10 protein-coding genes are annotated in these 16,035 nt (G+C 54.8%); 2 read left to right on the forward strand and 8 right to left on the reverse strand.

The features are described from left to right. The 3 genes from ABDW36_RS24595 to ABDW36_RS24605 form a co-directional block, all read right to left on the reverse strand. Positions 1–1,342, reverse strand: a 1,342-nt coding sequence (locus ABDW36_RS24595) for a hypothetical protein (RefSeq protein ID WP_343704598.1), incomplete at its 3' end; no start/stop codon positions are given. Positions 1,343–1,439: 97 nt separating this feature from the next. Then, complete coding sequence (locus ABDW36_RS24600; protein WP_343704599.1) at positions 1,440–3,716, reverse strand: WG repeat-containing protein; 2,277 nt, start codon at positions 3,714–3,716, stop codon at positions 1,440–1,442. Then, positions 3,713–5,980, reverse strand: coding sequence for a WG repeat-containing protein (locus ABDW36_RS24605; RefSeq protein WP_343704600.1), 2,268 nt, complete (start codon positions 5,978–5,980; stop codon positions 3,713–3,715). Before ABDW36_RS24605 ends, ABDW36_RS24600 begins: the two co-directional genes overlap by 4 nt. Positions 5,981–6,079: 99 nt before the next feature. Here ABDW36_RS24605 and ABDW36_RS24610 point away from each other — a divergent pair, with 99 nt between their 5' ends. Together ABDW36_RS24610 and ABDW36_RS24615 are read left to right on the forward strand one after the other, a co-directional pair. After that, positions 6,080–6,484 carry a response regulator gene (locus ABDW36_RS24610; protein WP_343704601.1) on the forward strand — a complete coding sequence of 135 codons (405 nt, stop codon included), beginning with the start codon at positions 6,080–6,082 and terminating at the stop codon, positions 6,482–6,484. A 78-nt stretch (positions 6,485–6,562) separates the two neighbouring features. Then, positions 6,563–7,846: a DEAD/DEAH box helicase gene (locus tag ABDW36_RS24615; protein ID WP_343704602.1), complete on the forward strand. Its 1,284-nt coding sequence runs from the start codon at positions 6,563–6,565 to the stop codon at positions 7,844–7,846. Between the two features lie 29 nt (positions 7,847–7,875). On the opposite strand, the gene ABDW36_RS24620 is transcribed toward ABDW36_RS24615, so the two are convergent. From ABDW36_RS24620 to ABDW36_RS24640, 5 genes are read right to left on the reverse strand one after another with little or no spacing between them, the layout of a single operon-like run. Next, positions 7,876–9,480 (reverse strand): IPT/TIG domain-containing protein, encoded by a 1,605-nt coding sequence (locus ABDW36_RS24620; protein ID WP_343704603.1) that lies wholly within the window; start codon positions 9,478–9,480, stop codon positions 7,876–7,878. Between the two features lie 5 nt (positions 9,481–9,485). Continuing rightward, positions 9,486–10,187, reverse strand: coding sequence for a hypothetical protein (locus tag ABDW36_RS24625; protein ID WP_343704604.1), 702 nt, complete (start codon positions 10,185–10,187; stop codon positions 9,486–9,488). 18 nt (positions 10,188–10,205) lie between these two features. Continuing rightward, on the reverse strand, positions 10,206–11,702 hold the full coding sequence (locus tag ABDW36_RS24630; RefSeq protein WP_343704605.1) for a RagB/SusD family nutrient uptake outer membrane protein: 1,497 nt from the start codon (positions 11,700–11,702) through the stop codon (positions 10,206–10,208). 21 nt (positions 11,703–11,723) lie between these two features. Next, complete coding sequence (locus ABDW36_RS24635; protein WP_343704606.1) at positions 11,724–14,960, reverse strand: SusC/RagA family TonB-linked outer membrane protein; 3,237 nt, start codon at positions 14,958–14,960, stop codon at positions 11,724–11,726. Between the two features lie 25 nt (positions 14,961–14,985). Further along, positions 14,986–16,023 carry a DUF5007 domain-containing protein gene (locus ABDW36_RS24640; RefSeq protein WP_343704607.1) on the reverse strand — a complete coding sequence of 346 codons (1,038 nt, stop codon included), beginning with the start codon at positions 16,021–16,023 and terminating at the stop codon, positions 14,986–14,988. Between the last annotated feature and the right edge of the window lie 12 nt (positions 16,024–16,035).

Here is a 16,035-nt window from a genome sequence, read left to right on the forward strand (position 1 = left end):
TTTCCACCTTTATATCACTCTGGTAGGAATACACGTTCCAGAACAGGGTTTGCACCCCGGCCCAGCCGTGGCCGGTGCCGGAGGCGCCGCGGTTCTGCACGCGTATCTGTCCGCCGTACACGTTATCGTACAACTGGCCGGTAGACCAGCGGTGATGGGGGCCTATGTCTGCTTTGGTGTTTTCCGACGCGCAGTCGAGAAACACGTTGGGGCCGGGTACCTTGGAGCCGCTCACCAGGTCGTGCCGGCCGCCGTAAGTATTGCAGCGCTGTACCAGGTTGCAGGTAGAGTTGCCCTCTATGTTGAAGGAATACTTTCTGCCGCCGGTGGTAACAGACTTGGGGTCTATCATGGAGCAGTCCTGCACGGTAACGAAGCGGCTTTGCCCGGAGAGGCTCACGGCGCCGTAGCCAAAATATTTGGCTACCACGTCTTTCATCCAGCAGTTCTCCGCGCGACTGAAATACACGGCTATCCAGCCATGGCTTTCATCTTCATCATTCAAAAAATAAGACTCTATGCGGAGGTTTTCCACGCCAGCCTCCTGTATGCGGCCGGTGATGTTTGACCGGAACACCTCCCCTCCTCCAAAACCCGTTTCAACAGGGTCTACAACGGGAATGTTGATAGTGATGGCGTTGCCGTTCACGGCCACTACTTCCCGCTCGTAGGTGGTTTTGTAGCCGCTGGCCGTCCAGCCGTACTGGCGCATGTTGAGGGTATCTATCCAGGCATCGTTAGGTGTTTTCTGCAGCACAATTTTCTGGCCCGGCTGAAAACTGTGGCCGGCGGCCACCTCAAAGGTTTTGGCGCCGGTGCCTACGTAGGGAGACGTGATGCGTACCTTGCTGCCCGCCACTTCTCCATAACCGCTGCCGCTGCCCTGGATGTTGAGGAAGTTGTGATTGGTTTTCTGCGCGGCAATGAGCACGGTGCCGTTGCGGCCGTTGCCTTCTCCGCGCAGCACCACGCCGCCTGTTCTGATGCGCAGTACACCGTCTACCACGTACACGCCGGCTTTCAGCAACACCGCGCCGCGGTGGCCGTCGGCATCTGCCGGCAAGGCGCTTACCCGGTCTATGGCCGCCTGGATATGGGCCAGGTTGTTGCCTTCTACGGGAGAAATGCTGTCTGCCACGGGCAATTCCGGCAGTCTTACGCCGCCGCCGCGGTAACCGGCGTTCGAAAAATCAGGTATCTGGTTGTCTGCATTGGCCTGGCCCTGGTTAGCGTATTTTGTGTAGACGAGCTGCCCGTTTTGCAGGGATACCAGCTGGGCATGGGCACGGGAAAGAAAAAGGCACAGCAGCGCCAAAAGACAGGGAGTAAATCTGGCTTTCATAAGTGGAATTTTAGTTATCCTAATTAAGCCAGAATTTCCCTGATATGTTCATAGCAAATTCGCTTTCTGTAAGCGGATTTTACCTCGTTTATACAGGTTACCACAACCCCGTGGCAAAGGGCACTACTTCATTGATCTTCAGAGGCAGGGGCTGCCCGTTCCTGTTGAGATACACCCACCCGCCGTTCTTTTTGCAAAGCAGCGGCCAGGTGTAGGTAAAGCTGCCGCTGTAGCCGTTGATGGCCTGGGGAACTATGTCGTCATATTCCACAGGCACCACCACGCGCCCGTCTGCGGCGGCCAGGCCAAAGCGTCTTTCTTTCTCCATCAGAAAGCCCTTGTATTCCGTATCAAAAAACACCACATTATACTCCGGTTGCAGCAGCACCATGCCGCCGGGGCCGGCAACGCCCGTAAGGTACCCGCCGGCATGGCTGCGCCTGAGCACCAGGTACGGGCCCCGCTGGTATTCGAAGCTGTAGGAAGCGGCATCGTAATCGTATTCAACCGGCACTATTATTTTGCCGCTGCTGTCTGCAAAACCGTACCTGTTGCCCTTCACAACAAGTGACACACCGTTTTTCAGGTTGATAACAAGATCATGCTCCAGCGGCAGCGCCAGCCGGCCATCGGCTTGCAGTAGCCCGGTCTTGCCTGCGCGGGTGGCAACGGCCACCGCACCGTTGAACCGGTCTATCTGAGTGTAGGCAGGTGTGATGGCGCTGCGCTTTTGCAGGTCAAACAGGTAGTAAGACCCATTGTTTTTCACCGTCAATACCAAAGGGTTTCCGGTGGGCACAGCTTCCGTGCAAGGCAGCAGGTAGCGTTCCCCGGTGGGCGTATTCATCACGAACAGCTGCGGTCCTTTGCGGAGCAGCACGAGCGAATCTGCCAGAGTGGTCAGTTCATCATACTCCACCGGGCACACTACGGCGCCGGTAGTATCTATAATGCCCATACGAAAACCATCGCCGTCTTCCATGGCTACCCGTATGAAGGCGGTATTATCTACATTCTGGCTGAAGGAATAATATTTTGCGGGGGCAATCATACGGCCGGCGGCGTTGAAAAGCGCGCGGCGTTTTCCTTTCCTGGCACTTACCAGTACCGGGCCTTCCATGTTGACCACTTCAAAACCTTCCTCAAACTGCGGCGGCACAATTTCCCGGCCATCCGGCCCCAGCAGGCCGCTCCATCCGTCTTTCACCACCCTTATACAGGTCTTGAGCCAGTCTCCGCCGCTATACAGGTCACCCACTTCATCATACACCGGCGGGGTGATGCGGCCGGCGGCCACATGGTATATACCGTACTTCCCGTTTTTCCGGAAAGCCAGCGCACATTCGTCTTTCAGCGGCTCCAGGTCTGTAATGCCATCCGGCAGCAGGTGTTTGCCGGCGGCGTTCAGCAATACATGCAGCCCGTCCTTTTGGGTAATGAACAGGCTGTCAAACACCACCATCAGCGCTTCATCGTACCCCGGCTGCACCAGTATCCGGCCGCTGCTGTCTGCAAGGCCCCAGCGCCCTTTCTGCTGCATGGAAATAAAACCGGTAACCGGCGCAAAATCAGCATCCACACCGTTGATGGTTTCATAGGCCGGCGGCAATACCTCAACGCCTGCCCTGTTCACCATGCCGTACAGCCCGTTGCGGCGGTATACCAGCATGCCGTTGTTCAGCACTTCCCCATCAGGGTATTCCTTGCCCGTTGGCAAGTGCAGTACCAGCGGCTGCTTCTGGCGGGAGAAAGAGGCCACCCAGGCATCGCTGCGCATGCCGTGGTGCTCATGGTCATATACAAAAGGCGCCAGCTGCCGCTCTTTAAAATCAATAATCCCCCATTTGCCGTTCTTTTTGGCATGCAGGTAATCCGCTTTGCGGCCGCAGCCTCCGCAATAATCAAAACCTTCGTAAACAGCAGGTACAACGAGTTGTTTGGCCTGCGCATCGTAGATGCCCCAGCGGCCGTTTTGTTTTACATCAAAATAGCGCCCGTCCAGGTAACCCGCCTCTTCAAATTGCAGGGGCAGCAGCAGGCGGCCCAGGGAATCTGCCCAGCTTTGTTTGCCTTGCTTTCTTACTTTCCAGAGATCTCCCCACTGCGTATCTATCTCGTCAAACGCTGCCGGCAGCAGCCACTCGCCGTTGCGGCCCAGCATGCCGCTATGGGCGCCTTTCCGCACCAATGTTTTGCCTTCGTTGGCGGCGCCGAGGGGGGTGCCGGCATCAAAGGCATGGCGGCCGGCGGTATCTGCATACCAGCTTTTGCCGTTTTGTGTGATGCGGGCAAACCCGTTCATGAAAACAGAGCCGGAGGGCTCTTGTGCGGCGGCAGCCAGGGGGGCCAGCAACAGGAGTATGATCCGTTTCATTCTGTAGTAGCGGTTACCGGCAGGGTTTCGCCGTTCTGTGTAAAGTAAAGCACGGCATTGCCTTTCCTGGCCATTACGGGCCAGCCACCGGCGTTCCATCCATAGTTGGGGCTCAGCTCATCGTATTCCGCGGGTATGATGATCTTGCCGTCAAGGTGCGCCAGGCCTCTTTTTCTCCCTTTCCAAAGCGTGAGGCAGTTAAGGGTGGTGTTCATGTCCAGTTCATCATATTCCGGGGGCAGGCATATTTTGCCGGTGCTGTCTGCCAGCCCCGTTTTGTTATCCAGGGAAAAGATAAAATATCCGTCCCCCGCCGGGGTAATATTGTCATACTCCGGCGGCAGCAAGGTTTTGCCGGAGCGGTTTATTACACCATAGCGGTCATTGAGGCGTACTTTCTTGTATTCGTTATGGTGGTCTGCCAGGTTGCGGATGTCATCATATTTCACCGGTATCACTTCACGGCCCAGGCTGTCTATGAAACCTACCTTGTTCTCTTTAAAGGCTACGGCCAGCCCCTTGTAAAATGGCTCTACCCGTGTAAAAGCGGAGAAGCGCACTTCTTTGCCGTTGCGGTCAATGAACAGGTTCTGGTTGTCGTAGCCGCCTGTTTTCATGAGGCCGGCGTAGAAGCAGGAGCTGTCTCCCACGTTGTTCTGCACGTCCCGCAAAGACCAGCTTTCCCACCGGTACAGTTCCCGGCCTGCAAGGTCAGTGAGGCGGTAACCGCCGTCTCCCGCTTCCACCAGGCGGTCTGTAGCCACGGTGTAGTAATACTTGCGGTATGCCGGCGGGCGAATAATACGGCCCGTGGCATCTGCAATGGTAGTGGTATCTCCGTTCTTCAGCAACAACAGGCCATTGTTTTCCCAGCGCACTTCCTCATAACGCGGCGGCACCAGTTCCCTGCCGTCTAGACTGAAAAAACCGCTGTATTTCCCGTTCACGGCACGTACCATCTGCTCTGCAAAAGGCATGGCGGCGTCTGTGGCATAATAAGTAAAGCCTGCGTTGCTTTTGCCGGCCGGCAGCAGCTGCTCGTAACGGGGCGGAATGATCTCCTTCCCTTCCTGGCTGTACAGGCCGGTTTTTCCTGCCTTTCGGGCAAATACATATGCGCGGCCGTTCAGGGTAGAGATGGCTATTTCTTCATACACCGGCTCCAGCAACTCCTTCCCGTTCCAGGCCAGCAGGCCGTATTTGTCTTCCATTTCAATACGGTAAGCGCGGAAGGTGTCTGCCAGCTTTTCTTTCACGGCGTAGTTGAGTATTTCATTACCCTCCGCGTTCAAAGCGGTGACGTTGCTGTATTGCAGGGGCACTATCTCCCTGCCGTTCACGCTGACCACGCCGTATTTTCCATTGAGCACGGCCACGGCCTGGCCGGCGGTGAACATCTTCAGCTCATTGTACTGAACGGGAATGGTGAGCACGCCCTGCGGGCTGACAAGGCCTGTTTTACCACCCTGTTTGGCACGCACCAGGCTGTCATCTGCAGACCAGTCCAGCTGGTCATACAGCGGCGGGGTGATGGTTGTGCCATCTAACCCCATCATACCGGCCTTGTTCCCTTCTATGTACACGAGGGTGCCTGGGTAACAGATGCGGAACGCGGCATATTTTACCGGGGCCACCTGGGCGCCGTTCTCGTGCAGCAGGCCGCTCAGCTCGCCGCTTTCCTGCACAAAAAGCTGCGGGTGGATATAACTTTTTGACAGCGGATATGGCGAAGGGTGTACGCTGCCGTCTTTCAGGCTCAGCCAGCCGTATTGCGAGCCGCGTGTAAAGGCCACAGCGCCTGTGTACAAGCCGTGCAGCCTGTTGTAGGCCGGGGCGGCCAGTACGCGGCCGGCACTGTCTGCCAGGCCATATTTCCCGTTCTTCTTCAGCCGGAAAAAATGCAGGTCGTATTCCTCCTCTATTTCATCGTATTCAAAAGGGACCATCACCCTGCCGGTAGAGTCTATCACGCCGGCGTAACCGCCTTTGCGCACAACATGGCGGCCGTTGCGGGTGCTTTCCTCCAGCTTGTCTACCACTATACGGCCTGAGCGGTGTAACAATACCTTGCGGCCCCGGTGCACCACGGGCGCAAAATCTCCGTCAAAGCGGGCGGCAGATTGCAGGGTGATACGGGTTTGCTGTGCAATGGTGTCCTGTAGCGGCAGGCATAACAATGCGGCCACGGGCAGGCATAAACGAAAAAGCTGCATGGGCGCAAAAATAAGCACTATCTGCAGATCTTGCCATGTTAAGAAAATCATAAATCGCCGAAAGCGGCCTGTGGCTGTTGGACGGTTCCGGGAAAAGCGTTATTTTAGACATCCCGGATTTCCTGAAACTAATAAACCATCATATCTGCTATGAAACCTAGAGTTGTACTCATTATCGATGATGATAACGATGACAGGGATTTTCTGAAAGAAGCCATCTCTGAGTATGACAGAAGCATTATTTTCCAGGAATGCAGGAACGGTGTGGAAGCCGTTGACCTGCTGAATGACAGCCCCCTGGAAGAAGTTCCTGATTTCATTTTTCTTGACCTGAACATGCCGCTGATGAACGGCCGGCAGTGCCTGCGCCATATCCGGAAAATGGAGCGGCTGGCAGACACCCCGGTGATCATCTACACCACTTCCCTGCAGCCAGACCCGGCCATAGCTCCCGAAGGCGGAACCGTGCATTTTCTGACCAAACCCAGCCGCCTGGCCGAACTGCGAACTTCTGTCAGGGACATCCTGGAGCATAACTGGCAGAAAATCGGGTAATTGTGATCACCGGCAGACATTCTGGCGGAAATCCTTTATCTTTACATATTACCTATATTATTTAAACATATATTTACCTTGTATTTTGACGAATTTGATTTCGATGACGATCTGCTGGACGGTATAGACGCAATGGGGTATACAACTGCTACCCCGGTACAGGAACAGGTGATCCCCATTATTTTATCCGGCAGGGATTTGATAGCATCCGCACAAACGGGCACCGGCAAAACAGCCGCCTTTCTGCTGCCCACCATACAGAACCTGCTGACCCATACGCACGATGCCCACCAGATCAACTCCATGATAATAGTGCCTACCCGCGAGCTGGCGGTGCAAATTGCCCAATCCCTGGAAGGGATGAGCTATTTCACCAACATCAGCTCTATTGCTGTTTACGGCGGCGGAGACGGCGCTTCCTTTGCAACGGAGAAAAAGGCCCTTTCTACCGGGGCGGATATTGTGATATGCACCCCCGGCCGTATGATAGCGCACCTGAACATGGGCTATGTAAAGCTCCAGGGGCTGAAATATCTCATCCTGGACGAGGCGGACCGCATGCTGGACATGGGCTTTCACGATGATATCGAAAAGATCATCTCCTACCTGCCCAAGGAGCGGCAAACGCTGCTTTTTTCCGCCACCATGCCTGACAAGATGCGGAAACTGGCGCTGAAAATACTGAAAGACCCTGTGCAGGTGAACATTGCCATTTCCAAACCGCCGGAAAAGATCAAACAGGAGGCATTTGTGGTACATGAAGAGCAAAAGGTGCCGCTGGTGAAACATATTCTCGGCAGCCGGAAAAAGGAAAGCGTGATCGTTTTCTGCTCCCGCAAACAAAGCGTAAAGCAGCTCACCCACGTGCTCAAACGCGCCAAATTTTCCGTGGAGGAAATACATTCAGACCTGGAGCAGGACAAAAGGGAACAGGCCCTGCTTGACTTCCGCAATCACAAGCTGAACATACTGGTAGCTACAGACATCCTGAGCCGCGGTATAGACATTGAAGATATAGACCTGGTGATCAATTTTGACGTACCTAACGACGGGGAAGACTATGTACACCGCATTGGCCGTACGGCCCGTGCCGCGTCTGACGGTACGGCCTATACCTTCATCAGCCCGCGTGAGCAGCAACGGTTTGCCCGCATAGAGCAGCTGCTGGGCCATGAAGTGACCAAAGCGCCTGTACCGCAGGAGCTGGGCCCGGCGCCTGAATACCAGCCCAAGGGCCGCAAAGGCGGCGGAGGCGGTGGCGGCCACCGTGGCGGCGGCAACGGCGGAGGAAAAAGACATCACAAAGGAGGTGGTGGTGGGAAAAGAAGGAACTACCGCCCTGCAAATAACAAAAAACCGTAAGCAATTGCTTACGGTTTTTTTATGAGCTGTTATTTATAATCGAACTTGACTATCCTGTTGGCCTGCCGGTAATCAAACTGCGAGAAAGAACCCACTATCAGCATAGCCTGCTGCCCCGGCATGGGCAGCATTTGCCATACCCGCCCCAAATCGGCGTTGCCGCTGAAAGTGATGCCGCCATTGGTATTATAGGTTTTATGTACCGCCCCCTCCGGTGTGAGCACTACAAAGTTGCTGCGCGTAACGCCGGCAAACTTCCGGAAAGAGCCGGCCGCTATGATGTTGCCGCCGGGTATCAGGCCCAGCTTGTTCACATAACCCTCCGCGCCGGTCCCTACATTAAAGGAAGGGTCAAGCGAGCCATCTGTATTGAGCCGCACAATGCCGCCTGCATTCACCCCGTTGAACTTTGTGAAGTTGCCGGAACAGATAATTTTACCGTCTGGCTGTATCACAAAATCGGTGAGGGCCTGGTCCGGCCCGCTGCCCGGGTTGAAGCTCTGGTCAAGCGAGCCGTCTGTATTCAGCCGTGCAATGCGGGAAGCGCTCTGGCCGTCATAGGTAGTGAAGCTGCCGGCTATCAGCAGCTTGTCATCCGGCAACAGCGCGGCCTTATAAACAGTGCCGTTCACCGTTACTTTACCCATGTGATTGGCCAGGTCATAGTGATAAGAAGAGTCCAGCGTACCATCAGGGTGAAGGCGGGCAATGTGATACACCATGGTAGAATCCAGGTGGAGCGAGTCAACGCCCAGCTCTACGGTAGACAGGTTGTAGTTGGGCCTTACATAGTAACGGAAGTTGCCGATAGCGATGATCTTTTTATCCTTTTGTACAAAAAGCTGCTCTACACTGCCGCGGAAACCGCCTTCCAGCGCGGAAGCCGGCGTGGCGGCGCCGGAGGGGCGGCTTACGGAACGCTCGTCTACTCCCCCGTTTATATTCACCCTGGCAATGCTGTACACATGGCTTACCTGGTCAAAGGAGTTAAATATGCCGCCCACCAGGTACTGGTTTTCTTCAGGCAGGTACACCATCGGGTAAATGGGGCCGGAGGGGCCGCTGCCGGTACCGTACTTGAAGGTATTGTCCAGCGTACCGTTGGCGTTGATGCGGGCCAAGCGGTTTACGCCGCCTGCAATGGTGGAGTTGTCATAATTGGTGAACTCCCCGCCGATCAGGAATTTGTTGCCCGGTGCGGGAATAATGTTCAAAATAGCATCATTGCCGCCCCGTACGCTGGGGAACAGGGTATCCATCTGGAAAGGGCCGAATACCGGGAAATACGGGCCGAAGTAGAACTCCTGCCCTATTTGCGCAGATACGGCCCCGCTGCTGCCCAGCTCCGGCACCTTTACAATGATGGTGGAGTCTGTTACCTTCACAATGGGTGCGGAGGTACCATTGAACAGGATGTTCAGCTTGTCTTTCACGGCCAGGAACCCTTTGCCTTTCAGTGTCACTTCATCGTTCACATACCCTTTGGCCGGCATAATGGCACCCTCTTCCGCAAAATTGATAGCAGGCAGCACAGGGTCTCCATAGGGGCCTTTCCCGCCGCTATTTACAGTATCCTTGGTGCAGGCCGCCATTACAGCGCCCAGCAGCAGGCATGCATATATCGATCTTTTCATGTGCATTATTCTTTAGATTTTAAGTAATCTCCCGCTATGCGGACAAATTCTCCCCGGCGGAAACCGAAGTTGTGCGATATGCTCAACGCATGTACCACCCCGTTCTTCGGCTGTATGTCTGAAGACACTACTTTTACCTTGGGGTTGTTCTTGAAATTGGTGGGGTCATACGTAATATCCGTTACCATCAGGATGCGCGGGCCCACGGCTTCCACCCCGTTGTAAGAGGTATACTCCAGGCCAATGTTGAGGATGTACCCGTCCAGCATAATGTAGTTGATGCCGGGAAAGGCGTTGTTGTTTTCCAGGCTCACCCGCGGAAAGCTGCCGGCCACCCGCTTGCCCTGCATAATGTACATGCCCAGGAACTTGCGCCATACTTCCGCCCCGATGTCTTCTATGTCTACCGAGTCTTTCATGGTAGCGTACCGCTGCCCGTTCAGATCGTTCATAGCCACGCGGATCACATCATCTGTTGGTGCAAAAAACGTAACCGTGTCTGAGGTCATCATGTCTTTCAGCCCCGCCAGGTCAATGATCTGTTTAATAGTATCGAAGTAGAGCGTTTTCTCCGTCAGGTAATCGTATATGGTGCCGTTGTAATAAGGGTTGGCCAAACCGCCGTCTACATAATAATCCTTCTTGCAGGCCTGCGTGAGCAGTACCAGGCAAACAAGCGCCAGCGGCCATTGAAATATCTTTTTCATACAATGCATTTTTAAGTTCTATTGTACCCAGTAAGGGGTTTGAACAAGGAGAGGATTAGTGCGGATGGCGCCCACGGGAATGGGCCACGTCCATGCGCGGCGGTCAAACTGGTCTTGCGTGAGATAGTTCTCGCACTCGTTCATGTCCATCACACGGCCTGTTCTGACCAGGTCTGTCCACCGCTGCCCTTCTCCCATCAGCTCTTTTGTTCTTTCCATGAAGATGGCGTCTTTCAGCTCGTCTCCCCCGCTGCCGGTATATTCTTCCGCGGATGCACGGCGCCTGATCTCGTTCAGCAGGCCAATGGCCTCCACGTCTTTGCCGCCCAGCTCCGCCAGCGCTTCCGCCTGCAGCAACAGCACGCCGCCATAGCGGAAGAACATGATGTTGAAGTCAAAGCTGCGCACCCCCGGATCCGAGGGAATATACTTCAGGAACATGGAAGACTGCGGGTTCAGCAGGGAATACGGATCGTCAAACCAGAGGGAGAAACGCGCATCTGACTTACCGGGCGGGTACAGGCGGTCAATAAAATCTTTTTTAATGGTGATCTCGCTGGCCAGGCCGCCGAACAGCGTGGTGCTGGTAGCGAGCACAGGCTGATGAAGCACCCATTGCGCCATGAAGCCGCCCCATGCGTTGCCGTAGTTGGCATCCATGCTCAGTTCCCAGATACCTTCTTCGGAACGGCCCTTGAACAGATCTTTGTAGATCTCCGGTGCATATGGCATCAGGCGGTACTGCCGCAAATCTGTAACGGCCTGGCAGGCATCTGCGCATTTCTGCCACCATTCTTTGGCGCGCGCCTTATCAAAGCCGGCCTTCCAGGCATACATGTGGGCCATCAGTGCCAGCGCGGCCCCTTTTGTGGCACGCACGGCGCGGTTGGTGGGGTCAGTGTAGGCCTCGGGCAGCTCTTTCACGGCCAGCTCCAGATCTATGAGGCAGGTGTCCAGCACATTCAGCATGTTGGAGCGAGCCTTCAGCCGCGTATCATAAGGGTCGAACTGCAGGGGTACGTCTCCGTAAAAGGTGACCAGCAGATAATAGTTGAAGCTGCGGATGAACCTTGCCTCACCGGTGTACCGGGCTTTCTGCTCGGCGCTCATGGCGGGGTCAGCGATCTCCGGTATTTTAGCTATGCAAAGGTTGGCCATGGCAATGGACTGGTAAAATTCGCTCCAGCTGCTGCGCAGGGCGGCCAGGTTATCTTGCGCGCCCAGGTCTGCACTTTGCATCTGGTTGGTGGAAAGGGCGATGAAGTTCCTTTTGGCCCAGAAATTCCAGTTGCCGGGCCTGAAGTCTCCCCCGGCATAAATGGCCGTACTGGCCATGCGCGCGCGCAGCAGGCTGTAGGCGGCGGTTACGCTCATTTCCGCATCTTTGGCGTCTTTCCAGAAGTCGGCTCCCGTAAACCTGTCACTCGGCTCCACTTCCAGGAACTTTTTACAGCCGCTCAGCGCCGTGCCCGCCAGGATGATGCTTGCCAGTAATATGTTAAACCACTGTTTCATGTCGATGTTTGTCTTTTTAGTTTAAAATTCTGCGGAAAGGCCCACGGTAAAGCTTCTTGATGCAGGGTACCCGGTGATGTCATCTCTCCCCAGCTGGCTGACGGTTTCAGGGTTGGGGCCGGAGTATTTGGACAATACCGCTACATTGAACACAGTGGTGTACATGCGCAGCGTACGCATGCCCGCCCTCTTCATGAAACCGAAGTTGCGGAAGTTGTAGTTCAGCGTAACCTGGTTGATCTTGAAATAGGAGCCGTCTTCCATGAACATGGTCTGGTCCATCCGGAACGGCTGGATCTGCCCGTTGCGGTATACGTAGTATACATTGGGGTACCGCGCGGCCAGGTCACCCTGCTGCTTCCAGTAATTCAGCTGGTCCAGGTCGTAAATATTCACAGCACCGCCAATGGCGCCGCCGTAGTTGATATTGTACGGTTCAGTGAGGCGCAGCAGGCGGGATGCCATGGCGTTGTTCAGAATGTCACGCTTGAGGGTGAAAGAGCAGAAAATGTTCAGGGAAAAATTCTTGTAGCTGAACGTGTTGGAAACGCCCCCTACAGCGCGCGGCTCAGGGTTGCCGGTAATCACGTTGTCTTCGTCGTCAGACAGCATGTAATCTCCGTTTACATCTACCCATATGGGGTCTCCCGCCATAAAGTACTGTGACGTGTTGCCCTTGCCGTTCCGGTAACGCACGCCGCGCACGGGGTCTACCGGCACCTCGTCATCTGACTGGTAAATGCCGTTTGTTTGAAAGAGGTAGTTGGCCATCGGGTTACGGCCTACTTTGCGGGCAATGTCCTGATAATAGGGCGCCCCATCGTCATACCGGTAAGATTCGAGGCCGCCGGGCAGGGCTATCAGCGTATTCCGTGCAATGGCGCCGTTAGCAGAAACCGTCCACTGGAAACCATCCGGCTTGGCAGAGGCAATTGGCCGCACGGTAATGGCCAGCTCGTGGCCGTAGTTCACAACCGCCCCACCGTTCTTGTCTATTTTGGTGTAGCCGGTTACATCCGTCAGCGGCATGGTCATCACCATGTTGTAGGTACGTTTGTAGTAGGTGTCGTACGTAAACGTGAAGCGGCCTTTGAAGAAGCTCATATCCAGCCCTACATCGTACTGGCGTGATTTTTCAGATTCCAGGTAAGGGTTGGGCATCAGCTTGAACTCAGGGCCGATGGCCGTCTGGTTGTTATAATCCGCATGTATCTGGTAAATACCCAGCGCGTTCACCTGGGTGGACACAGGGCGGCTGTTGATGCCGTAGCTGCCGCGCAGCGAGCCATAGTCTATGAAATTCAGGTCTTGAAAGAAATGCTCCTTGCCGAAGTTCCAGCGCACGCCCATAGCGGGGTTGATGGAATAGCGGCTGGAGAGCCCGGAGCTGGAGTTGCCGTCTGCACGGTAAGACAGGTCCAGCACGTACTTCGTTTTATAGTTGTACGACACAAAACCGGCGTATGACAGCGCGTGATATATGCGGCTCACCGGCGTGCCGTTGGTGTTCTTGTGGTCGGCATCGTTCCAGGGGTTACCGGGGTAAAAGCGGGGTGAGTAACCGCGGGGCCCCCAATAGTAGTCACTCGGCCCGTTGCGCATTTCACGGATGTGCTGCTCGTTTTCCATGATGTTGGCTTCTGTGAAGAAGCTGACCAGCACGTTGTGGCCTTTCTCCGTGTTCTCCCGGTTGCTGTTGAAATTATAGGCCAGGCCGTTGCGGGTGTTCAGCTCCCCCCTGCGGCCTACAAAGCCATACAACAAAGTCTGGTTGTTGTTGGAAAAACCGCGGTTGAAACGGTCACGCGTGTCTGTATAATAATCGTACGAGGTGGTGGTGGTGAGGCGCAGCCCGCGGAACAGCTCATAGTCTACATTGAGGTAACTGCGGATGTTAACGGTATTGTTGTCATCCACATTTTCCAGGTACGCCCTCAGCTCCGGAAATTCCAGGAAGTGGGAAGGCCCTGGCAGCAGGGAAGATGAAAGAGCATTACCTGCGCCATTGCCGGTGATGCCCCCGCCGTTGCCCCGCTGCTTTTGGCCATAAGCCGCAAACAACTGGCCGCTCATACGCAGCCGGGTATTGGGCTGCATGTTCAGCTGCATGTTGAGGGTGTATTTGTTGAAACCGGTGTTTTTGATAACGCCTTGGTTCATCTGGTAGGCCAGGTTGGCCTTGTAGTTCATTTTGGCATTGCCGCCGCTGATCTGCAGGTTGTTATTGGTATTAAGCGTGGTCTGATAAAAAAGGCCCTGCCAGTCAGTACTGTTATTGTAAAAACCATTGAGGCTGTCTGAAATGAACTGGGAATTATCCAGCACCCGGCGGCCTTCCCGTTCGCTATAGCTATAGCCCAAAATGGCGTCTATACGGTACTGCCTTTCCTTGTTGCCGCCCCACACGGCGCGCAGCTGCGGCGGTACGTTTACGAACACGCTGTTGTTGGTGCTGATGATGGGCACAGGAGAATTGCCGCGGCGGGTAGTAATTACAATTACCCCGTTGGCGCCGCGGGAGCCATAGAGGGAAGCGGCCTGCGCATCCTTGAATACCTCAATGGACTCAATGTCTTCCGGCGGCAGCAGGGCCAGCGGGCCGGTGGCGGCGCCGGGCTGCAGCATGGACTGGTCTATACCGCCGTCATAGTCTACCGGCACATTGTCTATCACCAGCAAGGGGTTGGAACTGGCCAGGAAAGCCTGGTCTCCGCTGCCGGATATGTTCAGCTGGGAAATACCGCGGATGGAAACCGTACCCCCAAAGCCGGGCGCACCGGTATTGTTTTGGATGTTCATCCCCGCCACTTTACCTTGCAGCAGCTGTTCCAGGCTGGTTACGGGTACGTTTTGCAGCTCCTTGCCGCTGATATGGCTGGAGGCGCCCGTCATCGTTTCTTTGGTACGCGCCTGGTAACCTACTATCACCGTTTCTTTCAGGCCTTTTTCAGACGGGGCCATCTGTACGTTGATGTCCTGTTTGCCGGCCTTTACCGTCTTATCTTCATAACCGATAAAGCGGAACAGCAGCACCTTCCCTTCTTCAATAGCCACGGAGAAATTACCGGCGCCGTCTGTTACGGCAATGCCTTTTTTGGCGGCCAGGTCTACAATACTAACGCCGGGGATGCCTGTGTGCGAGGTGGCATCCGTCACCTTTCCCTTTACCATGATCTTTTGCTGGGCATAGGCCGTACTGCAGGCAAAAAGCATCAGGGCTATACAGAGCTTTATTGCTCCGGGGTATAATTTATGCATAGTTTGCTGATTTAAAAGTTGAGCGTTAATCATCACTGAATTTGGGATTGATCATGTAGCGGAACACCACCGTCCATTCACCCGGTTCATGGATGCTGAACTTCAGGCCTATTCTGCCAATTACCCGGTAACCGTAAGACACACGGCTGTAAGAGAAGATGTACTCCGCCAGCTCGTCTCCGGCAAAGGCTTCCGCCAGTACGGGAAAAGGATTGGTGATGTCATAGGTAACAGACATGCTGTCTTTGGGTATGCTCCTGTTGAAGCCGAACTTGATGTTGCGGCCAACCATTTTACTGTTGTAATACAGGCTGTCCCAGCGCTGTATATTGAAGGTGGAAACGGGAATGCCCACACTGTCTTTGTCTACGAATTTGAACGTGATCTTGTTGGCGGCGTTGCCTGTTTTCACGATGTACACCTGCACGTTTTCCGCCTTGATCTCCCGGCCCTGGGCATCTCTGTGATTGGTGAGAGTGCTGGGGCGGATGATGCCGCCGGCGTTGTCTGCCTTGCGGATGCCGGTAACATCGTCATACTCGTAAGGCTCATACGGCCGGGGGCGGCGCATGTCCAGCATCAGGCCGGGAAACAGGCGCTCCCCTGCCCCATTCTTCACCTTTACGTCAAAGAAATATTTGCCATACGGCAGTTTGGTAGAATCTGCTGACCATACTACCAGCTGCCCGTTCTGGGCGTTCAGGTCAAGAATGGGGCGGCGCACGGTAACCCGCTTGGCCTCTATTTCCGCTATGGAGGTTTCTGTACCGCTGTAGTATTGTTTCCACTGGCGGGTATCTACTTCTTCCAGCAGCACGGGCGCCGGGGTTTTGCTGTCTATGCGGGGAGACTGCAGCTCAAACTGCAGCGGCTGCGTGGAATAGTCTGCATTGAAGATATCCGCAAACACGTTCATGCGCCCGAGGTTGGCCACAAAGGTCTCTTTCTTGAAGTTCATGTCTTTGCTCATGTAATCCTTTTCTACCGGCAGGGAGTCTTTGTAACAGCCCGCCAGCAAGGCTACACAGCACCAGGCCATGACTTGTATCGTTATTCTGTTCATTTCGTTTGCTGT

Source organism: Chitinophaga sp., from assembly GCF_039596455.1.
In the GTDB taxonomy this organism is placed as follows: Bacteria; Bacteroidota; Bacteroidia; order Chitinophagales; family Chitinophagaceae; genus Chitinophaga.